The organism is Pseudomonas sp. MF6755, from assembly GCF_016405635.1.
In the GTDB taxonomy this organism is placed as follows: Bacteria; Pseudomonadota; Gammaproteobacteria; order Pseudomonadales; family Pseudomonadaceae; genus Aquipseudomonas; species Aquipseudomonas haemolytica.
Map to the genome: position 1 here is coordinate 26,418 of NZ_JAEKDA010000010.1, position 24,345 is coordinate 50,762.

A 24,345-nucleotide genomic window follows, 5' to 3' on the forward strand; every position below is an offset into this window, starting at 1 on the left:
GCAAGGCTAATTTTTTTGTATTAGGAGCGTCTAGCCCATGAGTATGCAGGACCCGTTAGCGGACATGCTAACTCGTATCCGTAATGCCCAGATGGCTGAAAAGTCCGTCGTAAGCATGCCATCTTCCAAGTTGAAGGTAGCTGTTGCCAAAGTCCTGAAAGACGAAGGCTACATTGCGGGTTATCAGATCAGCAGCGAAATCAAACCACTGCTGTCCATCGAGCTGAAGTACTTCGAAGGCCGTTCGGTCATCGAGGAAGTGAAGCGCGTTAGCCGTCCAGGCCTGCGTCAGTACAAGTCCGCTGAAGATCTGCCGAAAGTTCGTGGCGGTCTGGGCGTGTCTATCGTCTCCACCAACAAAGGTGTGATGACGGATCGTGCTGCGCGCGCTGCCGGTGTCGGCGGCGAAGTTCTTTGCACTGTGTTCTAAGGGGGGATAAGCATGTCACGCGTCGCTAAGAACCCCGTTAAGCTGCCAGCCGGTGTCGAAGTCAAATTCGCAGGCCAACAGCTTTCGGTGAAGGGTGCCAAGGGTACTCTTGAACTGAACATCCATTCGTCCGTTGAGATCGTTGAAGAAGCTGGTGAGCTGCGTTTCGCTGCTCGCAATGGCGATCAACAAACTCGCGCAATGGCCGGTACCACGCGTGCGTTGGTAAACAACATGGTCCAGGGCGTAAGCCAAGGCTTCGAGCGTAAGCTCCAGCTGGTCGGTGTTGGTTACAAAGCGCAAGCAAAAGGCACGGTTCTGAACCTTGCCCTTGGCTTCTCGCACCCAGTGGATTACGAACTGCCGGAAGGCATCACCGCTGAGACCCCTAGCCAAACCGATATCCTGATCAAGGGTATTGATAAGCAACTGGTAGGTCAGGTGGCCGCTGAGATCCGCGACTTCCGTCCACCAGAGCCGTACAAAGGCAAAGGTGTGCGCTACGCGGACGAAGTCGTCCGTCGTAAAGAAGCCAAGAAGAAGTAGGGCATAGCAAATGACCGACAAAAAAGTTACTCGACTGCGTCGCGCTCGCAAAGCACGCCTGAAAATGCACGAACTCGAAGTCGTGCGTCTCTGCGTGTTCCGCTCGTCGCAGCACATCTACGCCCAGGTCATCTCGGCCGACGGCAACAAAGTCCTGGCAAGCGCCTCGACTTTGGATAAAGAACTGCGTGATGGTGCCACTGGCAACATCGACGCGGCCACTAAGGTTGGCCAGCTGGTCGCTACGCGTGCTAAGGCCGCCGGCGTCTCGCAAGTGGCTTTCGACCGCTCTGGCTTCAAGTACCACGGCCGCGTGAAAGCGCTGGCTGATGCTGCTCGTGAAGCTGGGCTGGAGTTCTAAGTTATGTCAAATAACGACCAAAAGCGCGACGAAGGCTACATTGAGAAGCTGGTTCAAGTTAACCGCGTAGCCAAAACCGTTAAAGGCGGCCGTATCTTCACTTTCACCGCGTTGACCGTGGTTGGTGATGGTAAAGGGCGCGTTGGCTTCGGCCGTGGCAAGTCACGTGAAGTGCCTGCTGCGATCCAGAAGGCAATGGAAGCTGCTCGTCGCAACATGATCCAAGTTGATCTGAACGGCACCACTCTGCAGTACGCAATGAAGTCCGCTCATGGCGCTTCGAAGGTGTACATGCAGCCTGCCTCTGAAGGTACCGGTATCATCGCTGGCGGCGCTATGCGTGCTGTTCTCGAAGTTGCTGGCGTTCAGAACGTTCTGGCCAAGTGCTACGGCTCGACTAACCCGGTAAACGTGGTTCACGCCACTTTCAAGGGTTTGAAGGCTATGCAATCTCCTGAGTCGATCGCTGCCAAGCGTGGCCTGACTGTCAAGGAGATCTTCTGATCATGGCTACCGTTAAAGTAACGCTGATCAAAAGCATGACCGGCCGCATCCCTAACCACAAACTGTGCGTTAAAGGTTTGGGTCTGCGTCGCATCGGTCACACTGTAGAAGTCCAGGATACTCCCGAGAATCGCGGGATGATCAACAAGGCTTACTACATGCTGCGTGTAGAGGGTTAATCGATGAAACTCAATGATCTGAGTCCAGCGCCGGGTTCCCGTCGCGAAAAGCATCGTCCGGGCCGTGGTATCGGTAGCGGTTTGGGTAAGACTGGTGGCCGTGGCCACAAAGGTCAAACCTCCCGCTCCGGTGGCACCATCGCTCCAGGCTTTGAAGGCGGTCAACAGCCGCTGCATCGTCGCCTGCCTAAGTTCGGTTTCGTATCCCTGAAAGCCATGGATCGCGCAGAAGTGCGTCTGTCCGAGCTGGCTAAAGTGGAAGGCGACATCGTTACTGTGCAGACCCTGAAAGATGCCAACGTGATCAACGTCAACGTACAGCGTGTGAAAATCATGCTGTCCGGTGAAGTGACTCGCGCTGTCACTATCGGCAAGGGAATCGGCGCCACCAAAGGTGCGCGTTCGGCTATCGAAGCAGCTGGCGGCAAGTTCGAGGAATAAATGGCTAAGCAAGGTGCTCTCTCAGCGCTCGGCAAAGGCGGTATGTCTGAACTTTGGGCTCGTCTGCGTTTTCTGTTCCTGGCGATTATCGTCTACCGAATAGGCGCACACATCCCGGTTCCAGGTATCAACCCGGACCGACTCGCAGACCTGTTTCGACAGAATGAGGGGACCATTCTTAGCTTGTTCAACATGTTTTCCGGCGGCGCGCTGGAACGGATGAGCATCTTTGCACTGGGGATCATGCCGTACATTTCGGCATCGATCATCATGCAGCTGATGACCGCCGTCAGCCCGCAGCTGGAGCAGTTGAAGAAGGAAGGTGAAGCTGGCCGTCGCAAGATTAGCCAGTACACCCGCTACGGCACTGTCGTCCTCGCCCTGGTTCAAGCTATCGGCATGTCCGTTGGTCTGGCAGGGCAGGGCGTTGCGTTCACTGGTGACTTTGGCTTCCATTTCGTCGCGGTATCCACATTTGTGGCTGGTGCGATGTTCATGATGTGGCTGGGTGAGCAGATTACTGAGCGCGGTGTTGGCAACGGTATCTCGATGTTGATTTTCGCAGGTATCGTTGCCGGTCTTCCGAGGGCAATCGGGCAGTCTTTCGAGTCTGCGCGTCAGGGTGATATCAATATCTTCGCCCTGGTTGCCATCGGATTGCTGGCAGTAGCGATTATCGGTTTTGTGGTGTTCATTGAGCGTGGCCAGCGTCGTATTGCTGTTCACTACGCCAAGCGTCAGCAGGGCCGTAAGGTATTTGCTGCGCAGACCAGCCACTTGCCGCTGAAAGTGAATATGGCCGGTGTTATTCCGGCAATTTTCGCGAGCAGCATCTTGCTGTTTCCGGCTTCGTTGGGTACCTGGTTTGGTCAGTCTGAAAATATGGGCTGGCTGCAGGACCTCTCTCAGTCGATCGCTCCTGGTCAGCCGTTGAATATTCTGCTGTTTAGTGCAGGGATTATTTTCTTCTGCTTCTTCTATACGGCGTTGATGTTCAATCCGAAAGACGTAGCGGAAAACCTGAAGAAGTCCGGTGCCTTTATTCCGGGCATCCGTCCAGGTGAGCAGTCGGCACGCTACATTGATGGCGTTCTGACTCGTTTGACCCTGTTCGGTGCTCTATATATGACGGCCGTGTGCTTGTTGCCCCAGTTCCTGGTGGTTGCAGCAAACGTTCCGTTCTACCTTGGCGGGACCTCGTTGCTGATCGTGGTCGTGGTTGTGATGGACTTCATGTCCCAAGTACAATCGCACCTCGTTTCGCACCAGTATGAATCCCTGATGAAGAAAGCCAACCTGAAGGGTTACGGCAGCGGCATGTTGCGCTGAGTACCCATAAGGTTCGAGGAGTTGGTGATGAAAGTTCGTGCATCGGTGAAAAAGCTGTGCCGTAACTGCAAGATTATTCGCCGCGAAGGTGTTGTTCGAGTAATTTGCAGCGCGGAACCGCGTCACAAACAGCGCCAAGGCTGAGTGTGATCCGCTTGAAGCCCGGCAGCTAGTGCGCTGCCGGGTTGATTATTTGTTATTACAGCGATATTATCTCGCGCCCTATTTCTTGGCTTCCGGGGCGTAGGTAGCTGTCAATTGGAGTCCCACTGAATGGCCCGTATTGCAGGCGTTAACATTCCAGATAACAAGCACACTGTTATCTCGCTGACCTACATCTATGGTGTTGGTCGCACTACTGCGCAGAAAATTTGCGCAGTTGCTGGGGTAAACCCAGCCGCTAAGATCAAGGATCTGAGCGACGAGCAGATTGAACAGCTGCGTGGCGAAGTGGCGAAGTTCACCACTGAAGGTGATCTGCGTCGCGAAATCAACATGAAAATCAAGCGTTTGATGGACCTCGGTTGCTATCGCGGTCTGCGTCATCGTCGTGGTCTTCCAGTACGCGGTCAGCGTACCAAGACTAACGCGCGTACCCGTAAAGGTCCGCGTAAGCCGATCCGCAAGTAATCGCCCCAGCGAATCGACAGGAAAATTATCATGGCAAAACCTGCTGCTCGTCCTCGTAAAAAAGTTAAAAAGACAGTGGTTGATGGCATCGCCCACATCCATGCATCTTTTAACAACACAATCGTGACCATCACCGACCGTCAAGGTAACGCGCTTTCTTGGGCTACCTCCGGTGGTTCGGGTTTCCGCGGTTCCCGCAAGTCCACCCCGTTTGCTGCTCAAGTAGCTGCTGAACGTGCTGGTCAAGCTGCGCTGGAATACGGCCTGAAAAACCTCGACGTTAACGTCAAAGGTCCAGGCCCAGGTCGTGAGTCTGCTGTCCGTGCTTTGAACGGCTGTGGCTATAAGATCGCCAGCATCACCGACGTGACGCCAATCCCGCACAACGGGTGCCGTCCGCCGAAGAAGCGCCGCGTGTAATCCAGGAGATTGTAAAGAATGGCTCGTTACATTGGTCCAAAATGCAAACTCGCTCGTCGCGAAGGCACCGATCTCTTCCTGAAGAGCGGCGTGCGCGCGATCGAATCGAAGTGCAACATTGAAGCAGCACCTGGTATCCACGGCCAACGCCGCGGTCGCCAGTCCGATTACGGCACCCAACTGCGTGAAAAGCAGAAGGTTCGTCGTATCTACGGCGTTCTCGAGCGTCAGTTCAGCGGCTACTACAAAGAAGCTGCTGGCAAGAAAGGTGCAACTGGTGAAAACCTGCTGCAACTGCTCGAATGCCGTCTGGACAACGTTGTATACCGTATGGGCTTTGGTTCGACTCGCGCCGAATCCCGTCAGCTGGTATCGCACAAATCCGTCAGCGTAAACGGCCAAACCGTTAACGTCCCGTCGTACCAGGTTCGTGCTGGTGACGTGGTCGCGATTCGCGAGAAAGCAAAAAACCAACTTCGCATTGTCCAAGCTCTCGATCTGTGTGCCCAACGTGGCCGCGTAGAATGGGTAGAAGTAGACACTGAGAAGAAGTCGGGCGTTTTCAAGAACGTTCCTGCTCGCAGTGATCTGTCCGCCGACATCAACGAAAGCCTGATTGTCGAGCTCTACTCCAAGTAAGGGCTAGAAAATAGGTGCATCCATGCAGATTTCGGTAAATGAGTTCCTGACACCCCGCCACATTGATGTGCAGGTTGTCAGTCCAACCCGCGCCAAAATTACTCTCGAGCCTCTCGAGCGTGGTTTTGGCCACACCCTGGGCAACGCGCTGCGCCGCATCCTGTTGTCCTCAATGCCCGGCTGTGCAGTAGTCGAGGCCGAGATTGACGGTGTGCTCCACGAGTACAGCGCCATCGAAGGTGTACAGGAAGACGTAATTGAAATCCTGTTGAACCTTAAAGGTCTGGCTATCAAGCTGCACGGCCGTGACGAAGTTACGCTGACCTTGTCGAAGAAGGGTTCGGGGGTGGTTACCGCTGCCGATATTCAGCTGGATCATGATGTCGAGATCGTTAACCCCGATCACGTAATCGCTAACCTGGCGTCTAACGGCGCCCTGAACATGAAGCTCACCGTAGCTCGTGGTCGTGGTTATGAACCGGCCGACTCGCGTCAGAGCGATGAAGACGAAAGCCGCAGCATTGGTCGCTTGCAGCTTGACTCTTCGTTCAGCCCGGTTCGCCGTATCGCATACGTGGTGGAAAACGCCCGTGTCGAGCAGCGTACTAACCTGGACAAGCTGGTTATTGATCTGGAAACCAACGGTACTCTGGATCCTGAAGAGGCTATCCGCCGCGCTGCAACCATTCTGCAACAGCAGTTGGCTGCGTTCGTCGACCTCAAGGGTGACAGCGAACCAGTGGTAATCGAGCAAGAAGACGAGATCGATCCGATCCTGCTTCGCCCGGTTGACGATCTGGAACTGACTGTACGTTCGGCTAACTGCCTTAAGGCGGAAAACATTTACTACATCGGCGACCTGATTCAGCGTACCGAAGTAGAACTGTTGAAGACTCCGAACCTGGGCAAGAAATCCTTGACTGAAATCAAGGACGTTCTGGCCTCCCGCGGTCTGTCCCTCGGCATGCGCCTCGACAACTGGCCGCCTGCAAGTCTTAAGAAGGACGACAAGGCGACTGCCTGATCGTCGTAATCACCGAACGTGAGTTTGGTAAGGAATGAACCATGCGTCATCGTAAAAGTGGTCGTCACCTGAGCCGTACCAGCTCGCACCGCAAGGCCATGTTCCAAAACATGGCGGTGTCGCTGTTCGAGCACGAGCTGATCAAAACTACACTGCCGAAAGCTAAAGAACTGCGTCGCGTTGCTGAGCCGCTGATCACTTTGGCCAAGACAGACAGCCTGGCTAACCGCCGTCTGGCTTTCGACCGTACTCGTTCGAAAGCTATCGTTGGTAAGCTCTTCAACGACCTGGGCAAGCGTTACGCTACCCGTGAGGGTGGCTACTTGCGCATCCTCAAGTGCGGTTTCCGCGCTGGCGACAACGCGCCTATGGCGTACGTCGAGTTGGTTGATCGTGCTACTGCTGGCGAAGCTGTATCCGCCGAGTAAGACGTCAGTCTGAATCAAAGAACCGGGCCTAGTGCCCGGTTTTTTGTGCGCGTTATAAAAGCAAGTGAGGTATTAGCTGCCATAACGGACGCTCGTGGTTATCGACACTGAAGTTTTTAGTAGTAATTTTCTATTGCCGCTTACGATTTAATGAATTTGTACACGTCATGTTGATGATCAATACTTCCCCCAGGCCGATTAGCCGGCAGTTCCAAGTCCGACCTGAGGAAGATTGCGCATGAGCCAGAATAAAGTCCTTACCACCGCCAGCGGCGCACCCGTTGCGGATAACCAGAATTCTCGTTCCGCCGGCCCGCGTGGCCCCTTGTTGCTCGATGATTTCCACTTGATCGAGAAGCTCGCTCATTTCAACCGTGAAAATATCCCGGAGCGCCGTGTGCACGCCAAAGGTTCGGGTGCATACGGTACGTTCACCGTCACAAAAGACATCACCCAATACACCAGCGCCAAGCTGTTCGAATCGGTTGGCAAGCAGACACCGACGTTCCTGCGTTTTTCCACTGTTGGTGGCGAGCGCGGTTCGGCTGACACCGAGCGCGATCCACGTGGCTTCGCCTTGAAGTTCTACACCGAAGAAGGCAACTGGGACATCGTCGGTAATAACACCCCTGTGTTCTTTATCCGTGACCCACTGAAGTTCCCGGACTTTATCCATACCCAGAAACGCCTGCCGCAAAGCAACCTGAAAAGCGCGCAGATGATGTGGGACTTCTGGTCGCACTCTCCAGAGGCGCTGCACCAGGTCACCATCCTGTTTTCGGACCGTGGTATTCCAGACGGCTACCGTCATATGCATGGCTTCGGTAGCCACACTTACAGCCTGATCAATGCCCAGGGCGAGCGTCATTGGGTGAAGTGGCACTACAAGACCAAGCAAGGTATCAAGAACCTGGCACCGGCCGAAGCTGCACGCCTGGCCGGTACCGATCCTGATTACGCCCAGCGTGATCTGTTCGGTGCGATTGAGCGCGGTGACTTCCCGAAATGGCGCGTGTGCATCCAGATCATGACCGAGGCTCAGGCAAATGCTCATTACGAAAACCCGTTTGATGTGACCAAAACGTGGTCGCAAAAAGAGTTTCCGTTGATCGAAGTGGGTGAGTTGGAACTCAACCGCAATCCGCAGAACTATTTCGCTGAAGTGGAGCAGGCCGCGTTCGGCCCAAGCAATATGGTCCCAGGTGTTGGCCTGTCGCCAGACCGTATGCTGCAAGGTCGGGTTTTCGCCTACGCAGATGCTCACCGCTATCGCGTCGGCACCAATCACCAACAGTTGCCTGTGAATGCGCCACGCAACCCGGTGAACAGCTATCAGCGCGACGGTTCGATGGCGTTCGGCAGTAACGGTGGTGCGGCTCCCAACTACGAGCCAAACAGTTATGCCGATGCGCCAAAGCAAGCCCCGCAGTACGCTGAGCCAGCACTGGCCCTGAGCGGCGCAGCGGATCGTTACGATCACCGTGAGGACACTGACTACTACAGCCACGCCGGCGCGCTGTTCCGTCTGATGAGCGACGAGCAGAAAGCGTTGCTTACCAGCAACATTGCCGGAGCAATGGGCGGCGTTTCCAGCGATGTGGTCCAGCGTCAATTGCAGCACTTCTACAAGGCCGACCCGGCTTACGGAGAAGCAATCGCAAATGCACTGGGTGTATCGCTTAACTGACTCTAAACGATAAGCAGAACCGCCCTCATTTGGGCGGTTTTTGCGTTATTTCAGCTACTTTTCTCGGAAAATCTTCACTTTTCTGCCGTTGATCCCGTGACCTTCAAGTCATCATGGTTCAAACTACAGACTTTCAAGCAGGGAGATGTAGGGCGATGCAAGGTCACCCCGACGTAATCGATTACCTCAACACGTTGCTGACGGGCGAACTGGCAGCTCGTGACCAATATTTCATCCATTCGCGCATGTACGAAGATTGGGGCTTTACCGAGCTCTACGAACGTATCAATCACGAGATGGAAGAAGAGGCACAGCACGCCGACGCACTGATGCGCCGTATCCTGATGCTCGAAGGCACGCCGCGTATGCGCCCTGATGATCTGGACGTGGGCACCACGGTACCTGACATGCTGGCTGCCGATCTTCGCCTCGAGTACAAGGTCCGTGCCGCACTCTGCAAAGGCATTGAGCTTTGCGAGCAGCACAACGACTACGTTACCCGGGAAATACTGCGGGTGCAGTTGAATGACACCGAAGAAGACCACACCTACTGGCTTGAAAAGCAGTTGGGCCTGATCAAGTTGATCGGCCTGGAGAATTACCTGCAATCGCAGTTCTGATTCCAGGCTACGAAAAAGCCCCTGTCACCGTGAAGTGACAGGGGCTTTTTAGTGAGCCCGAAAAATCAGGCTCGGTCGCGCGCCAACAGTGGCTTCAAGTAGTAACCCGTGTGGGACTGCGGCATCTCGGAAACTTGCTCCGGTGTGCCCACCGCGATGATCTGGCCACCCTTGGAGCCGCCTTCCGGCCCCAGGTCCACCAGCCAGTCAGCCGTCTTGATCACATCAAGATTGTGTTCGATCACCACCACGGTATTTCCGTGGTCCCGCAGGCGGTGGAGCACGTCCAAAAGCTGTTGGATATCCGCGAAGTGCAGGCCGGTGGTCGGCTCATCCAGGATGTAGAGGGTCTTGCCGGTATCACGCTTGGACAGCTCGCGAGACAGCTTGACCCGCTGCGCCTCACCACCTGACAGCGTGGTCGCCGATTGCCCCAGCTTGATATACGACAGACCTACATCCATCAGCGTCTGCAGTTTGCGCGCCAGCGCTGGCACCGCGTCGAAGAATACCCGCGCTTCCTCGATGGTCATCTCCAGGGTTTCGTGGATGCTCTTGCCCTTGTACTTGATCTCCAGCGTTTCACGGTTGTAGCGCTTGCTCTTGCACACGTCACACGGCACGTAGATGTCCGGCAGGAAGTGCATTTCAACCTTGATCAGGCCATCGCCCTGACAGGCCTCACAGCGCCCGCCCTTGACGTTGAACGAGAACCGACCAGGCCCATAGCCCCGCGAGCGGGACTCTGGAACACCGGCGAACAGCTCGCGAATCGGCGTAAACAGCCCGGTGTAGGTGGCCGGGTTGGAGCGCGGCGTACGCCCAATCGGGCTCTGGTCGATATCGACCACCTTGTCCAGGTGCTCAAGGCCCTTGATGCTGTCGTGGGCCGCCGCTTCCAGGGTGGTCGCGCCGTTCAGGGCGGTGGCACTCAGTGGGAACAGCGTGTTGTTGATCAGCGTCGACTTGCCCGAACCGGAAACACCGGTCACACAGGTCAGCAGGCCCAGCGGGATTTCCAGGTCGACATTACGCAGGTTGTTCCCGCGCGCGCCCTTGAGGTGCAGGGCCATCTTCTTGTTGCGCGGCGTACGCTTGGCGGGCACTTCGATCTTCACTCGACCAGACAGGTACTTGCCGGTCAACGAATCAGGATGTGCCATCACTTCGGCAGGCGTACCCTCGGCAACAATATGCCCACCATGCACACCCGCCCCCGGGCCGATATCGACCACGTAGTCGGCCAGGCGGATCGCGTCTTCGTCATGCTCGACCACAATGACCGTATTGCCGATATCCCGCAGGTGTTTCAATGTGCCCAGCAGGCGGTCGTTATCCCGTTGGTGCAAGCCAATCGACGGCTCGTCGAGGATATACAGAACGCCTACCAGGCCGGCACCAATCTGGCTGGCCAAACGGATCCGCTGCGCCTCACCACCAGACAAGGTATCGGCGCTACGGTCCAGGGAGAGATAGTCCAGGCCAACGTTAACCAGGAACTGCAACCGCTCGCGAATTTCCTTGAGGATCTTGTCGGCAATTTCCCCGCGACGCCCGGTCAGCTTGAGCACACCAAAGTATTCACAAGCATCGCCAATCGGCAGGTTGGTCACCGCCGGCAATGTCTTTTCGCCCACCCACACATGCCGAGCCTCACGGCGCAGGCGCGTGCCGCGGCAATCCGGGCAAGGCTGTGTGCTGAGGAATTTCGCCAACTCTTCGCGCACGCTCGCCGATTCGGTTTCGCGGTAGCGGCGTTCCAGATTCGGCACGATGCCTTCGAACGGGTGCGAGCGCTTGACGATATCGCCGCGGTCGTTCAGGTACTTGAAATCGACATTCTGCGAACCACTGCCGTGGAGGATGACCTTCTGCTGGTCTGCCGGCAGTTGGTTGAACGGCACTTCCAGGCTGAATTTATAGTGGGAAGCCAACGAACCCAGCATCTGGAAGTAGTAGACATTGCGCCTATCCCAACCACGGATCGCGCCCTCGGCCAGGGTCAGGTCGCCATTGACCAGGCGCTTGATATCGAAAAACTGCTTCACACCCAGGCCATCGCAGGTCGGGCAGGCGCCCGCCGGATTGTTGAAGGAAAACAGCTTGGGTTCCAGCTCGCTGATGGCATGGCCACAGATCGGGCAGGCGAAACGCGCGGAGAAGATAATCTCTTCGCCCGGCTCGTCGTCCATTGGCGCCACCAGGGCAATGCCATCGGCCAGCTTCAGCGCGGTTTCGAACGATTCCGCCAATCGCTGCTGCAGGTCGGCGCGCACCTTGAAGCGGTCGACTACCACATCAATGGAGTGCTTTTTCTGCTTGTCGAGCTTGGGCGCTTCATCCAGCTCATAGAGCTTGCCGTTGATGCGCGCACGCACGAAGCCTTGGGCACGCAGCTCTTCGAAGACTGAAAGGTGTTCACCCTTGCGCTCGCGAATTACCGGCGCCAGCAGCATCAGCTTGGCGCCTTCCGGCTGGGCCAGCACCAGGTCGACCATCTGGCTGACGGTCTGGGCTTCGAGCGGAATGTCGTGGTCCGGGCAGCGGGGGATACCGACGCGGGCGTACAGCAGGCGCAGGTAGTCGTAGATCTCGGTAATGGTGCCCACGGTGGAGCGAGGGTTGTGGGAGGTCGACTTCTGTTCGATGGAGATCGCCGGCGACAGGCCTTCGATGGTGTCGACGTCGGGCTTTTCCATCATCGACAGGAACTGCCGGGCATAGGCCGACAGGGATTCGACATAGCGACGCTGACCTTCGGCATACAGCGTGTCGAACGCCAGGGACGACTTGCCGGAGCCGGACAAACCGGTGATGACGATCAGTTTGTCCCGGGGCAGGGTCAGGTCGATGTTCTTCAGGTTGTGGGTTCTAGCCCCACGAATCAGGATCTTGTCCAAGATGGCCTCGCACGGCGGGCGTAAATAATGCCGGAGTATACGGCTAAAGACTGGATGAATATACACTGTCAAAAGGCCGCTTGCAGCCTTACATGAAAGCTGCGCGGCAAAGCGCCGCATATACCCTCTCAATCGATGGGACTGGTAGAATCGCCGCCGGTTCACACGAGGTTTTTCCATGCACGATCCCCACAGCGAACGCATGAGTAGCGGCGAGACCCGAGCGGCTAGCGGTCTGGCCCTGGTGTTCGCCTTCCGTATGCTGGGCATGTTTATGGTGTTGCCAGTGCTGGCGACCTATGGAATGGATCTCGCAGGCGCGACCCCCGCTTTGATCGGCCTTGCGATTGGCGCCTATGGCCTGACCCAGGCGATCTTCCAGATACCGTTCGGGATCATTTCCGACCGTATTGGCCGCCGCCCGGTGATTTACCTGGGGCTGATCGTGTTCGCCCTGGGCAGTGTGCTCGCGGCCCAGTCCGATTCGATCTGGGGCGTGATCGCCGGTCGTATCCTGCAGGGCGCCGGTGCGATTTCCGCCGCGGTCATGGCATTGCTGTCCGACCTGACCCGCGAACAACACCGCACCAAGGCCATGGCCATGATCGGCATGACCATCGGCCTGTCGTTTGCCGTGGCCATGGTGGTCGGCCCCTTGCTGACCCGCGCGTTCGGCTTGCACGGTCTGTTCCTGGCCACTGGCGGCATGGCGCTGTTCGGTATCGTGATCGTGGCCTTTATGGTGCCGCGCTCCACTGGCACGTTGCAGCACCGTGAGTCGGGCGTCGCCCGCCAGGCATTGCTGCCGACGCTCAAGCACCCGGACCTGCTTCGCCTGGATTTGGGTATCTTCGTGTTGCACGCCATGCTGATGTGCAGCTTCGTTGCCTTGCCCCTGGCCCTGGTGGAAAAAGCCGGGTTGCCCAAGGAACAGCACTGGTGGGTGTATCTCACCGCACTGCTGATTTCGTTCTTCGCCATGATCCCGTTCATCATCTATGGCGAGAAGAAACGCAAAATGAAACGAGTTCTGCTCGGTGCCGTCGCGACGCTGATGCTGACTGAGCTATTCTTCTGGAAGTTCGGCGATAGCCTGCGAGCACTGGTGATCGGCACGGTGGTGTTTTTCACCGCATTCAACCTGCTGGAAGCATCGCTGCCGTCGCTGATCAGTAAGGTTTCACCGGCCGGAGGCAAGGGCACGGCCATGGGGGTGTATTCCACCAGCCAGTTCCTCGGCTCTGCATTGGGCGGCATCATGGGCGGCTGGATGTTCCAGCATGGCGGTTTGTCGGTTGTGTTCCTCGGATGCGCCGGGCTGGCTGCACTTTGGCTGGTCTTTGCTGTTACCATGCGCGAACCTCCCTACGTCACAAGCCTGCGTTTGCCGCTATCGCCCGAGGCGATCCGCGAAGCCGGTCTGGTAGAGCGCCTGAAGGCCGTCGTAGGGGTAACGGATGCAGTTGTGGTCGCTGAAGAGGCGGCCATTTACATCAAATTGGACACCGAATTATTGGATCGCGCGACGCTCGAGCAACTGGTCAACCCAGTGCCGACAGCGCGCCCAGCCTAGGAGAACGTTATGGCCCGTGGGGTTAACAAAGTCATATTGGTCGGTACTTGCGGCCAGGATCCCGAAGTTCGCTACTTGCCTAACGGTAACGCCGTGACCAACCTGAGTCTGGCGACCAGCGAACAGTGGACCGACAAGCAGACCGGCCAAAAGGTCGAGAAAACCGAATGGCACCGCGTGTCGATGTTCGGCAAGGTCGCAGAGATCGCCGGTGAGTACCTGCGCAAAGGTTCGCAGGTCTACATCGAAGGCAAACTGCAAACCCGCGAGTGGGAAAAAGACGGTATCAAGCGTTACACCACCGAAATCGTGGTCGACATGCAAGGCACCATGCAACTGCTGGGCGGCCGTCCACAGCAGGGCGACCAACAAGGCGGGGGCAACAACTACCAGCAGTCCGCTCCGGCCCCACGCCAGCAGGCTCCGCGCCCGCAGCAGTCGGCACCGCAACAGTCGCGCCAGGCACCGCCTCCACAGCAGGCTGCTCCTCAACCGGCCCCGGATTTCGACAGCTTTGATGACGATATCCCGTTCTAAGGTCTAAGCCCCCGGAACAAACAAAACCCCCGATAGCGAAAGCTTCGGGGGTTTTTTGTGGCCTATACGCAGGTGCCGCGCACGGGTTCTCCGTGCACAGACGGCACTCCAAACCTGGCATTTGTTCTCTTGAGTCACAAGATTTAGGCTGTAGCCAACCTCTAAAACGAAGGAAAGCCGTGATGACCTGGTCCGCCAAGCAATACACGATGTTCGAACAGCAGCGCACTCGCCCCGTTCGTGACCTGGTGGCGGCTATTCCCTCTACTGACGTACGCACAGCCATTGACTTGGGTTGTGGGCCGGGTAACTCCACTGAAGTGCTGGCCGAGCGTTTCCCCCAAGCGCACGTCACCGGCATCGACAGCTCCGATGACATGCTGGTCGATGCCCGTAAACGTCGACCGGCGTTGAACTTCGAGCTGGCCGATATCGGTGCCTGGAGTCCAGCCCAAACCTTCGATGTGATCCTGGCCAATGCCTCACTGCAATGGCTGCCCGACCACGCCACGCTCTACCCGCACTTGGTCAACCAACTGAACCAGGGCGGTACGCTGGCGGTGCAAACGCCAGACAACCTTGACGAGCCCGCCCACCGCCTGGCCCGCGAAATCGCGGCCGATGGCCCATGGTCCGCGAAGATCGGCGCGATCAGACACAACGAACGGCACACTGCGAGCTACTACTACGAACTGCTGAGCAAGCATTGCAGCACCGTGGATATATGGCGCACCACTTATCAGCACCCGCTGGTAGGTCACGCGGCGGTGGTGGAGTGGTTCAAGGCGTCGGCATTGCGGCCCTTTCTAGCGCCGTTGACCGACGATGAAAAAGCCGCGTTCCTACAGGAATACCAGGCGCGAATCATCCAGGCTTATCCAGCCCTGGCCGATGGCACCGTACTGCTGCCATTCCCGCGCCTGTTCATCATCGCTACACGCTAAAACCTCCGACCCGTGTGGCGGTCACGCGGCCGCCACCTGTACCTTCAAGAATTCATCCGCCGACACCACGCTCGCATAGCCGAATGCCAGGGCCGCCATATACGCGCCTTGTACCTGAGCCGCCGGAATCACCTGCCCGTTGAACGCCTGATCGCGGGTGGCGCACGCGTCATGGATCACCGTAACCTTGTAGCCCAGATCCGCTGCCGCCCGCACCACCGCATCAACGCACATATGGCTCATGCTGCCGACTACCACCACATCGGTGATGCTGCGCTGTTCCAGCAATGTGCGCAGGTTGGTTTGGCGAAACGCATTCACAAAGTGTTTGAGCACTACGGGTTCTTCGCCCTCGTTCAACACCTTGGCGTGCAAGTGCGCGCCTTCGGAGCCCGGGGTAAAGAACGGTGCGTCGTCGCCTTCAAATTCATGCCGCACATGAATCACTGCATCGCCGGCCTGGCGAAACGCCTGTAGCACTTGCGCCGCCTTGTCCGCCGCGGCTTCCACGCCGTCGAGCGGCCACTTGCCCTGCGGGAAGTAGTCGTTCTGGATATCGATTAGGATAAGCGCCTGCTTGGCCATGTGTGTTACCTCGTGATGGGTTGATGGGCCTAGTATCTTAGCTGGCGATCAGGCCGAGGATTGGCTGCACCGACAATAACAGGGGGAGAACTGACAATGGCCGTGGAACGCGGGACTGTGGAACTGGGTGTGTTGATCTACCAAGGCGCACAACTGGCTGCGGTGCATGGCCTGACCGACCTGTTCGAGGTCGCTAATCGCATCGCCGCCGAGCATCGCACTGTTCAACTGCCACTGTTGCGGGTCAGTCACTGGCAGGTAGATGCTCACGGCACGCCCGCACGCGCGTTCGACAGCCACCCAGGCCCGGACCAACCGATGATGGCTTTGCTGGTGCCACCTTCGATCGGCGAGTTCACCGAGGATCAGGCGCCGCCTGCGCTGCTGGAGTGGATCCGCCAGCAGCATGCGGTCGGCACGGTAATCGGAGGCGTGTGCATCGGCTCGATCATGCTGGCGCGCAGCGGGCTGTTGGACGGGCGCAGCGCCACCACCCACTGGTCGTCCTCGAAGTCTTTCGCGGCCTATTACCCGGCGGTACGCCTGGAAGCGGATAAGCCCATCGTCGATGACGGTGACCTGATCACCACCGCCGGGCTGATGGCCTGGTCCGAACTGGGCCTGCGCCTGGTCGACCGTCTGATGGGGCCAAGCGTCGCGGCCGATACGGCGCGGTTTCTGGTGATCGAACACAGTGACAGCGCCAGCCAGTGCGGCAGTAACTTTGCGCCGATTCTCAGGCATGGTGACAGTGCGATCCTCAAGGTCCAGCATTGGCTGCAAGCCAGTGGCGCGGTGGATGTCGGCGTGGCGGCGATGGCGCGGGAGGCGAACCTGGAAGAGCGCACCTTCCTGCGGCGCTTTCGCAATGCGACCGGTTTGAAACCCACCGAATACTGCCAGCATCTGCGGGTGGGCAAAGCACGGCAGATGCTGGAGTTCACCAACGGTACCATCGACCACATCGCCTGGACCGTGGGCTATCAGGATCCCAGCGCCTTTCGCGCGACCTTCAAGAAGATCACTGGCCTGGCACCCAGCGATTACCGCAACCGGTTTGGTGTTTGAATCGTGCAGAACGCCGTGTGGTAAAGCGCGTGTCGTGCAGAATAGAACAGGCTAACGGCCATCACTTTTTCCGCAACTGGTTGATTTAAAAACCATCCGTCCAAACGCCGCGTTGGCCTGATCCATGCAGCTTTCCTGCTACATACCCGGCTGAATGGCCAAGGGGGACGCATGACCCCAACGAATCGCAAAAAGCTGGTCGTCGCGCACTCCACGCGCGCGAGCGCGCCGCAGCATGAAATCGAAACCAACCGCGCTTTGGCCCGCTGGCTGGCGCAGATCCTCGGGCTCAAATTCGGTGGCAGCTACGATGCCGACGTGCACGCCGGCCGTGAGCTGTACTTGCTGCCCACGCAGACCCTGGTCGGGCCCGCCCAAGCGCACGAACTTAATATCAAGGGGCCGGAAGATCTGTGGGGCGGGTATGTCGATCACGATTTCATCTGCACCAAGGCCATCAGCCATGGCCTGCTGAGCCCTGAGGCAAAGGCGCCTGAAGGCTGGTCATCGAAGTTCTGCGAGCGCGTGCGCGAAGTCGTGTTGGACGGCTTGAGTGTGTTCTCCCTGGAAGACGCCAGGCCCGCCGCCGCCCGCTTGCTCTACAGCGGCCCGATTCGCATGAAGCCCGTGCACGCCTGCGCCGGACGGGGTCAGGAAGTTATCCACAGCCTCGATGAACTCGACACGATCCTGGCGCGCCCCGAGGCAGCCAGCGTGTTCGAAGAAGGCGTGGTGCTGGAACAAGACCTGCACGACGTGGTCACCCACAGTGTGGGCCAGAGCTTTATCGGCGATCACATTTTCAGCTACTGCGGCGAGCAGTACCTGACGCAAGACGGGCACGGCGAAGAGGTTTACGGCGGCTCCAACCTGCTGGTCGTTCCCGGCTACTACGAAGACCTGCTCAAGCTCGCCCTGCCTGCGGATGTGCGTGAAGCCATCGAGCAGGCCCAGGTATTCGACAACGCTGCCGACGAAGCCTACCCAGGCTTCTACGCCTCGCGGCGCAACTACGATATCGCCCAAGGCTTGGACAGTAACGGCCAGCGCCGCAGTGGCGTGCTCGAGCAATCCTGGCGCATGGGTGGGGCCAGTAGCGCGGAAGTCGCGGCCTTGCAGAGCTTCATCAATAACCCGGGTCTGAAGGCCATCCGTGTGTCCTCGGTGGAAACCTACGTGGACCAAGCGCTACCGGCGGATGCCATCGAGGTGTACCGAGGCCCGGCCGAAAACAGCGACTTTCTTCTCAAGTATGTGACGGTTAAAACTTATGACGGCTAGAAGCGAGAGCATCACCATCGATATAGACGACGAACAGATGAGCGGGACATTCCTTAGCCCCAAATCCAAAGTGCCCGGCGTGTTGTTCGTGCACGGTTGGGGCGGCAGTCAGGAACGTGACCTGGAGCGAGCCAAAGGCATCGCCGGCCTTGGGTGTGTATGCCTGACCTTCGACCTGCGCGGCCACGCCGGCACGGGTATCCCGTTATCCCGCGTTACCCGCGAAGACAACCTGCGCGACCTGTTGGCCGCCTACGACCGCCTGCTCTCCCACCCGGCTATCGATACGTCGGCGGTGGCGGTGGTGGGCACCAGCTATGGCGGCTACCTGGCGGCGATCCTCACCTCATTGCGCCCAGTGCGTTGGCTGGCGCTGCGGGTGCCCGCACTGTACCGCGACCAGCAATGGCTCAAGCCCAAGCGTGAGTTGGATAAAGCCGATTTGATGGATTACCGCGGCACCCTCGTGCATGCCGAAACCAACCGTGCCCTGCATGCCTGTGCACAATTTACCGGCGATGTGCTGATCGTCGAATCAGAAACCGACGACCATGTGCCGCACGCCACCATCATGAGCTATCGCGCTGCATGCCAGCAGACCCATTCATTGACCCACCGCATCATCGATGGCGCCGACCATTCCTTGAGCGACCCGGTATCGCAACAGGCCTACACATCGATTCTGGTCGACTGGATTACCGAGATGGTGGTGGGCGAGCGTTTAAGCATCATTCAATCCCGTTAAAGCATTAAGCGGGTGTCTTCTTCACCCGCAACGCCTTGGCTTTGGCCTCTACCCCCAAGTACATCACCAGCGCAATCAACAGCGGGCAAATAAAATAGATCGCCCGATACGCGATCAACCCTGCCAGTAAACTCCCGCGTGACGCCTCATGCTGCAACAACCCGATGAACACCGCCTCCAGCACCCCAAGCCCGGCAGGTATATGGGTAACCGCCCCGGCAATCGCACTGATCAGCAACACCCCCAACACCAGCGGGTAATCCAGTTTGGCCGGCAGCAAGGTAAAAATCACCGCCGCCATCAGCGACCAGTTCAAGGCGCCCAGGGCCAGTTGCAAACAGGCCATGCGCAGCGACGGCAAGTTGATCTCGATGCCACGGACCGACCACGCGCGTTTTTTCGAAAACCGGCACGCTGCCAGATACCCCAGGCTCGCGATCACCAACAACACACCCACACCTTGCAAGGCGCCGCTGCTGAGCTTCCAACCCGGCGGCATGGTGACCAGCCCGCTGCTGAATACCACGCCGGCCAACGCCATGTAGCCAAACCAATTGGTGGCCAGGCTCAGGCCGAGGATCTTGGCGATATTGCTGGTGCTCACGCCCAGTCGTGAATACAGCCGATAACGCATGGCAATACCGCCGACCCAGGCGCTGAGGTTGAGATTGAATGCGTAGCTGATGATCCCCACCGGCAGGATCTGCTTCCAGCGCAGCGGCTGGCGAATGTAGGTGCGCCCGATCAGGTCGAAACAGGCGTAGACGATAAAACTGCACAACGTCAGCGCGCCGGCGATGAGCAGCGTGCGCAGCTTGAAGTCGCCCAGGGTCTGGAACACCTCGCTCCAGTCGATGCGGCGGGCGAGCAGGGTGAACAGCACGATCAGCAGCAGGAAGAACGCAATGGTCAGCGGTTTCTTCCAGCGCTTGAACCGCGAGCTGCTGGTTTCAGACGTCATGGGCCGTACTCTCAAAAGGCTTCAAGCGCGGCTTGTGAGCCGGCAACCAGCCGGTCAGCACGGGGAAGTGGCGCATCACATGAAACACCAAAAAACCCACGGTCAGGCGCCAGAGCCACAGGCGCGGCTTGCGCTTTTCAGGCATGGTCTGGCAATGATTCTTCGCGAGTGTTTCCAAGCGTTCGTACAACTGCTGATTGAAGGCCCGGTCACGAATCAGCACGTTGGCTTCCAGGTTCAACGCCAGGCTCAGCGGGTCGAGATTGCTTGAGCCCACCGTGCTCCATTCGTCATCCACCAAGGCGACCTTGCCGTGCAACGGGCGCTGGCAGTATTCGTGAATCACCACGCCATCCTTGAGCAGATAGTCGTAGAGCATGCGCGCGGCCAGCTTGGCCAGCAGCACGTCGGGCTGGCCCTGCATGATCAATTGCACCTGCACGCCACGGCGCGCTGCGTTACGGATCTCCCGCAGCAGGCGATAGCCAGGGAAGAAGTAAGCGTTGGCGATCACCACCCGCTGCCGGGCTTGGCTCAAGGCGTAGATGTACGCTTCTTCGATGTCGTCGCGATGCTGGATATTGTCGCGATAAACCAGACGTACCAGGCCGTCGCCTTTCTCGCTCGTCCAGGGCGATGGCCGCTGCTGGCGCCGCCGCCAGCCCCTTCGGCTGCGTATCTGGCGGCCGTTCTGGGCGAGAGCAAAATGGTGCAGGTCAGCCACTGCCGGGCCGATCACCTGCACCGCGTAATCCTGCTTGGCTTCGGGACCGAAATCGGCCAAGTGGTCAGCGGAAAAATTGATCCCGCCGATAAACGCCACACTGGCGTCCACCACTACGATCTTGCGGTGCAGGCGGCGGAACCAATTAGTGCGAATGCCTAGGATCTTGGAGGCTGGGTCGAACATCTGCACCGTCACTCCGGCTTCTGCCAGCTCGCCGAGAAAGGCCGGGCTCAGCTCGCCGCAACCAAAGCCGTCGAGGCTGACCACCACCTTCACCCCGCGTTGCGCCGCTTCGATGAGGATGCCTTGCAGTTCGTGGCCGACCTTGTCTTCAAAGAGGATGAAGGTTTCCAGCAGGATCTCGCGCTGGGCACCGCGCAAGGCGTCGAACACGGCGGGAAAGTACGCCTCGCCATTTTCCAGCAACTCCACGTGGTTGCCGCTCTGCCAACCGTAATCCACGTCGCGCGCCTTGTTGTTATCCGGCGGCTGATCGGTGGCGATATGTTCTACCGCGACGTTCATAGCTCAATCTCCACCGACAGCGGTACATGATCCGAGAGATGAGACCAAGGCCGGGTGGTGAGTACCCGCGGGTTATGGATCGTCAGGTTGCGCACATAAATCCGATCCAGGGGCAGCAGCGGCAGGCGTGCCGGGAACGTGCGCGCCGGCTTGCCGTGGGCGTGGATGAACACTTCCTGAAGGCCGCTTTGGCTCAGGTCGGCCTTTTGCCGCCAGTCGTTGAAGTCGCCGGCAACCACCAACGGCACATCGGCGGGAATCTCGCTGATACGTTGCTCCAGCAAGCGCAATTGCTGCTGGCGATGCACCTCGCGCAACCCCAGATGGATACAGATCGCATGCACCTCTTGCCCGCTGCCCGGCAGGCGCAATACGCAATGCAGCAGGCCACGGTTTTCATGACCACTTTGAGAGATATCGAGGTTGTCGTAACGCACGATCTGGAATTTCGACAGCAACGCATTGCCATGGTCGCCATGGGGGTAGACCGCATTCCGACCATAGGCAAATTGCGGCCAGATGCTGTCAGCGAGAAATTCATATTGCGGCATTTTCGGCCAGTCGCTGTAGCGCTGAGGGTGGTGTTCATGGGTGCCGTGGATTTCCTGCAGGAACACCATGTCGGCGCCCACGCTACGCACCGCCTCGCGCAGTTCGGGCAAAATGAAACGCCGATTCAGCGCAGTGAAGCCCTTGTGGATATTGACCGTCAACACGGTGAAACGCGTGATGGCAGCGGTCGGCGTGACGGGGATCAGTTCGGGATGGGTCATGGCAATACTCCTGGTTCCGGCAACTGAGTCAGCCCCTCGGGGTAGAAGTCCCCGCGCCAGGGCGTGTAGCGCCAGCCGGAAATGCCGATGTGAATCGCCGCCATGGTTGCTCCCGTGGATGATGGGTCGATTGACCTCCGTTCTGGGATGACTGCGATATTTGGCTGAAAGTTTCCACGTTCCTACAGGCGGTACAGGGTGCAAATGTGAGAGGACCTGTTCACCTATTGAAAGTCAGTACCCGGCAACGCAGGGGAACGATCAAGGCTTAATCCCGTCAGTTCCTTACAGACCCTGCTGAAGGAGCCCGCTGTTTTGCTGAATCTAAAGACTGCATTACTGCTCGGCGCGCTGCTGCTGTGCGGCAATGGCGCATTGCAAGCCGCGGCCACTGCGCCCGCCGCCGAAACACCGGCCAAGCCGGAGCTGCTGGTGGAGGGCGGGCTACTCGGGGCCATCAGTTCCAGCATCGATGACGTACAGGACAAGCTCGACCTCGACCAGAACCTCATCGACGCCTGGCGCCTGCGCGCCGACCGGGCGGCGGATGAAGTGGGGCGCCTGGTCGACCAGACCGCTGCCCGTTCGCCGTGGAGCGTGGCCGGCGACTTTCTGCTGTTGTCTGGCGTGTGGATCGGTGCCTTTGCCGTGTTGACGCTGCTGGGACGCTTGATCGTGCAGCGTTCGAGCCGGCGCCCGTTCGTCGCACGACGCCAGCGCCTGCAAGGTTTACTCGGTTATGTAGTGCCCTACACGATTCCAGCGTTGATCTGCCTGCCGCTGACCCTCTACGTCAGCCACTTCTTGCCGGCTTCGGTTGGCCGTGCGCTGGCGTTGTGTTTTGCCTATGCCACCAGCAGCGGCATCTTTTCCACGTCGATGCTGTTGTGCGTCATTGTCATGTTCAACGTCGGGCACAAGCGGCCTGCCGTGCAGATTATTCGTGATTACTGCCCCAGACCGCTGTTCCTGATCGGCTTTCTTGCTGCCCTCAGTGACGCGCTGACCAGCCCGCAGATCGCCCGTCAGTTGGGCGGCAATATCACCAGCAGCATCGCGGTATTCACGGGCCTGTTTGCGGCGGTGATTTTTGGGGTATTGGTGGTGCGCCTGCGTCGGCCGGTGGCCCATTTGATCCGTAACCGGCCATTGGCCCAGCGTCTCAAACACCCAGCCTTGCAGCAGTCGTTGCGGGTGTTTTCCGGGCTCTGGTATTGGCCGATCCTGTTAATGGTGCTGGTTTCGGCGGTTAACCTGATCGGTGCCGGCGACGACAATCAGAAGGCCCTGCGTTGCGCGTTGTTCACCACGCTGCTGCTGATCGGCACGGTGTTTCTCAGCACCGTATTGCAACACCTGTTCAAGTCCCGCAGCCAGGTGTCGATCCAGCGCAGCAGTGCCTACAAGGAACGCTTTCTCAGTTTGTTGCACGCGATCCTGCGCATCGTCATGGCGATCGCGTTTATCGAGATACTCGGGCGCATCTGGGGTGTTTCGCTGTTCGAATTTGCCCAGCGCAACTCGGTGGGCCGGGCCATCAGTGACTCCCTCAGCAGCATCGGCCTGATCCTGTTGGTGACCTGGCTGTTCTGGGTGGTGCTGGATACAGCGATCCAGGAAGCCCTCAAGCCCCCGGTGAATAAACGCTCCAGCCGCCAGCCCAGCACGCGGGTCAAGACCATCCTGCCGCTGCTGCGCAATGCGGTGAAGATCATCCTGGTGGTGATTTGCGCGATCACGACCATGGCTAACCTTGGCATCAACGTCGCGCCATTGCTGGCAGGTGCCGGGGTGGTGGGCCTGGCCATCGGTTTTGGCTCCCAACAATTGGTACAGGACGTGATCACCGGCCTGTTCATCATCATCGAAGACACCCTGTCCATCGGCGACTGGGTGGTGCTCGACTCCGGCCACGCCGGCACCGTCGAGGGCCTGACTATCCGCACCTTGCGCCTGCGCGACGGCAAGGGTTTTGTGCATTCGGTGCCGTTCGGGCAGATCAAGGCGGTCACCAACCAGTCGCGGCAATTCGCCTATGCGTTCTTCTCGGTGCAGTTCACCTACGACACCGACGTGGACAAGGCCGTGGAGCTGATCCGTGAAGCAGGCCAGTCGATCCGTGACGATGTGTTCCTCAAGTACAACCTGCAAGGGCCATTGGAGGTGTTCGGCGTGGACAAGATGGACCTCAATGGCGTGGTGCTCACTGCACAGTTCCGCACGGTATCGGGTGGGCAGTATGCGGTCAGCCGGGCGTTTAACCAGCGCTTGAAAAAGCTTGTGGATAACTGCGATGAGGTGCACTTCGCGCAGACTTATCCACAGCAGGTGTTGCTGCCTAAGCGCGTGGCGCAGGTGGATGAGCCGGACGCGCTGGTGTTGACGGAGCAGGCGCGTCCTCAATAATTACAGGGTGACTGGGCCGACGCCTTCGCGAGCAAGCCCGCTCCCACATTCTGACCGTATTCCAAGGATGTACCCGGTCCAA

At 58.4% G+C, this 24,345-nt stretch carries 27 protein-coding genes and 1 pseudogene; 22 read left to right on the forward strand and 6 right to left on the reverse strand.

Going from position 1 to position 24,345, the window contains the following annotated elements:
- Positions 1-37 precede the first annotated feature (37 nt).
- The 15 genes from rpsH to bfr all read left to right on the forward strand — a co-directional run bounded on the left by rpsH (position 38) and on the right by bfr (position 9,238).
- Complete coding sequence (rpsH, locus tag JFT66_RS14675; protein ID WP_003176413.1) at positions 38-430, forward strand: 30S ribosomal protein S8; 393 nt, start codon at positions 38-40, stop codon at positions 428-430.
- 12 nt (positions 431-442) lie between these two features.
- Positions 443-976 (forward strand): 50S ribosomal protein L6, encoded by a 534-nt coding sequence (rplF, locus tag JFT66_RS14680; RefSeq protein ID WP_003176412.1) that lies wholly within the window; start codon positions 443-445, stop codon positions 974-976.
- Between the two features lie 10 nt (positions 977-986).
- The gene (gene rplR, locus JFT66_RS14685; protein WP_003186037.1) at positions 987-1,337 is read left to right on the forward strand and encodes a 50S ribosomal protein L18; all 351 of its coding nucleotides are present in this window, start codon (positions 987-989) and stop codon (positions 1,335-1,337) included.
- 3 nt (positions 1,338-1,340) lie between these two features.
- Complete coding sequence (gene rpsE, locus JFT66_RS14690) at positions 1,341-1,841, forward strand: 30S ribosomal protein S5 (RefSeq protein ID WP_003176409.1); 501 nt, start codon at positions 1,341-1,343, stop codon at positions 1,839-1,841.
- A 2-nt stretch (positions 1,842-1,843) separates the two neighbouring features.
- Positions 1,844-2,020 (forward strand): 50S ribosomal protein L30, encoded by a 177-nt coding sequence (gene rpmD / locus JFT66_RS14695; RefSeq protein WP_003176408.1) that lies wholly within the window; start codon positions 1,844-1,846, stop codon positions 2,018-2,020.
- Positions 2,021-2,023: 3 nt separating this feature from the next.
- Complete coding sequence (gene rplO, locus JFT66_RS14700) at positions 2,024-2,461, forward strand: 50S ribosomal protein L15 (protein WP_003176407.1); 438 nt, start codon at positions 2,024-2,026, stop codon at positions 2,459-2,461.
- On the forward strand, positions 2,462-3,790 hold the full coding sequence (gene secY / locus JFT66_RS14705) for a preprotein translocase subunit SecY (RefSeq protein ID WP_003194637.1): 1,329 nt from the start codon (positions 2,462-2,464) through the stop codon (positions 3,788-3,790).
- Positions 3,791-3,817: 27 nt separating this feature from the next.
- Complete coding sequence (gene rpmJ, locus JFT66_RS14710; RefSeq protein WP_002555468.1) at positions 3,818-3,934, forward strand: 50S ribosomal protein L36; 117 nt, start codon at positions 3,818-3,820, stop codon at positions 3,932-3,934.
- Between the two features lie 129 nt (positions 3,935-4,063).
- Positions 4,064-4,420, forward strand: a complete 357-nt coding sequence (gene rpsM, locus JFT66_RS14715; RefSeq protein WP_003194635.1) for a 30S ribosomal protein S13 — start codon at positions 4,064-4,066, stop codon at positions 4,418-4,420.
- 30 nt (positions 4,421-4,450) lie between these two features.
- Positions 4,451-4,840, forward strand: a complete 390-nt coding sequence (gene rpsK, locus JFT66_RS14720) for a 30S ribosomal protein S11 (RefSeq protein ID WP_002555466.1) — start codon at positions 4,451-4,453, stop codon at positions 4,838-4,840.
- Between the two features lie 18 nt (positions 4,841-4,858).
- Entirely contained in the window at positions 4,859-5,479 is a 621-nt protein-coding gene (rpsD, locus tag JFT66_RS14725) for a 30S ribosomal protein S4 (protein ID WP_003210056.1), read from the forward strand.
- Between the two features lie 22 nt (positions 5,480-5,501).
- Positions 5,502-6,503: a DNA-directed RNA polymerase subunit alpha gene (locus tag JFT66_RS14730; protein WP_003176403.1), complete on the forward strand. Its 1,002-nt coding sequence runs from the start codon at positions 5,502-5,504 to the stop codon at positions 6,501-6,503.
- Between the two features lie 41 nt (positions 6,504-6,544).
- Positions 6,545-6,931 carry a 50S ribosomal protein L17 gene (rplQ, locus tag JFT66_RS14735; RefSeq protein WP_003176402.1) on the forward strand — a complete coding sequence of 129 codons (387 nt, stop codon included), beginning with the start codon at positions 6,545-6,547 and terminating at the stop codon, positions 6,929-6,931.
- 238 nt (positions 6,932-7,169) lie between these two features.
- Positions 7,170-8,618 carry a catalase gene (locus tag JFT66_RS14740; RefSeq protein WP_034116048.1) on the forward strand — a complete coding sequence of 483 codons (1,449 nt, stop codon included), beginning with the start codon at positions 7,170-7,172 and terminating at the stop codon, positions 8,616-8,618.
- A 155-nt stretch (positions 8,619-8,773) separates the two neighbouring features.
- Entirely contained in the window at positions 8,774-9,238 is a 465-nt protein-coding gene (bfr, locus tag JFT66_RS14745) for a bacterioferritin (RefSeq protein WP_003176400.1), read from the forward strand.
- 65 nt (positions 9,239-9,303) lie between these two features.
- Here bfr and uvrA read toward each other — a convergent pair whose 3' ends face one another.
- A complete protein-coding gene (gene uvrA / locus JFT66_RS14750; protein ID WP_034116047.1) occupies positions 9,304-12,138 on the reverse strand; it encodes an excinuclease ABC subunit UvrA in 2,835 nt (944 codons plus the stop codon).
- A gap of 178 nt (positions 12,139-12,316) precedes the next feature.
- Here uvrA and JFT66_RS14755 point away from each other — a divergent pair, with 178 nt between their 5' ends.
- From JFT66_RS14755 to tam, 3 genes are all read left to right on the forward strand, one after another.
- On the forward strand, positions 12,317-13,711 hold the full coding sequence (locus JFT66_RS14755; protein WP_034116046.1) for an MFS transporter: 1,395 nt from the start codon (positions 12,317-12,319) through the stop codon (positions 13,709-13,711).
- Between the two features lie 9 nt (positions 13,712-13,720).
- Positions 13,721-14,248, forward strand: coding sequence for a single-stranded DNA-binding protein (locus tag JFT66_RS14760; RefSeq protein WP_010467282.1), 528 nt, complete (start codon positions 13,721-13,723; stop codon positions 14,246-14,248).
- A 182-nt stretch (positions 14,249-14,430) separates the two neighbouring features.
- Entirely contained in the window at positions 14,431-15,192 is a 762-nt protein-coding gene (tam, locus tag JFT66_RS14765) for a trans-aconitate 2-methyltransferase (RefSeq protein ID WP_198859521.1), read from the forward strand.
- A gap of 21 nt (positions 15,193-15,213) precedes the next feature.
- Here tam and JFT66_RS14770 read toward each other — a convergent pair whose 3' ends face one another.
- A complete protein-coding gene (locus JFT66_RS14770; RefSeq protein ID WP_153872791.1) occupies positions 15,214-15,777 on the reverse strand; it encodes a cysteine hydrolase family protein in 564 nt (187 codons plus the stop codon).
- A gap of 96 nt (positions 15,778-15,873) precedes the next feature.
- On the opposite strand from JFT66_RS14770, the gene JFT66_RS14775 reads away from it, so the two are divergent.
- The 3 genes from JFT66_RS14775 to JFT66_RS14785 all read left to right on the forward strand — a co-directional run bounded on the left by JFT66_RS14775 (position 15,874) and on the right by JFT66_RS14785 (position 18,871).
- Positions 15,874-16,845 (forward strand): GlxA family transcriptional regulator, encoded by a 972-nt coding sequence (locus JFT66_RS14775; RefSeq protein WP_198859522.1) that lies wholly within the window; start codon positions 15,874-15,876, stop codon positions 16,843-16,845.
- Positions 16,846-17,016: 171 nt separating this feature from the next.
- Complete coding sequence (locus JFT66_RS14780; RefSeq protein WP_198859523.1) at positions 17,017-18,126, forward strand: DUF3182 family protein; 1,110 nt, start codon at positions 17,017-17,019, stop codon at positions 18,124-18,126.
- Entirely contained in the window at positions 18,116-18,871 is a 756-nt protein-coding gene (locus JFT66_RS14785) for an alpha/beta hydrolase family protein (protein ID WP_198859524.1), read from the forward strand. Before JFT66_RS14780 ends, JFT66_RS14785 begins: the two co-directional genes overlap by 11 nt.
- A gap of 4 nt (positions 18,872-18,875) precedes the next feature.
- Here the strand turns inward: JFT66_RS14785 and JFT66_RS14790 are convergent, their stop codons facing one another.
- The 4 genes and pseudogenes from JFT66_RS14790 to JFT66_RS29780 all read right to left on the reverse strand — a co-directional run.
- On the reverse strand, positions 18,876-19,832 hold the full coding sequence (locus JFT66_RS14790; protein WP_198859525.1) for a lysylphosphatidylglycerol synthase domain-containing protein: 957 nt from the start codon (positions 19,830-19,832) through the stop codon (positions 18,876-18,878).
- Positions 19,822-21,084 carry a cardiolipin synthase ClsB gene (gene clsB, locus JFT66_RS14795; RefSeq protein WP_153839503.1) on the reverse strand — a complete coding sequence of 421 codons (1,263 nt, stop codon included), beginning with the start codon at positions 21,082-21,084 and terminating at the stop codon, positions 19,822-19,824. The genes JFT66_RS14790 and clsB overlap by 11 nt, the downstream gene beginning before the upstream one ends.
- Positions 21,081-21,857, reverse strand: a complete 777-nt coding sequence (locus JFT66_RS14800; RefSeq protein ID WP_198859526.1) for an endonuclease/exonuclease/phosphatase family protein — start codon at positions 21,855-21,857, stop codon at positions 21,081-21,083. The genes clsB and JFT66_RS14800 overlap by 4 nt, the downstream gene beginning before the upstream one ends.
- A 14-nt stretch (positions 21,858-21,871) precedes the next feature.
- Positions 21,872-21,961, reverse strand: a pseudogene (locus JFT66_RS29780) (hypothetical protein); the annotation flags it as partial.
- A gap of 211 nt (positions 21,962-22,172) precedes the next feature.
- Here JFT66_RS29780 and JFT66_RS14805 point away from each other — a divergent pair.
- Positions 22,173-24,263 carry a mechanosensitive ion channel family protein gene (locus JFT66_RS14805; protein ID WP_198859527.1) on the forward strand — a complete coding sequence of 697 codons (2,091 nt, stop codon included), beginning with the start codon at positions 22,173-22,175 and terminating at the stop codon, positions 24,261-24,263.
- Positions 24,264-24,345: the final 82 nt, after the last annotated feature.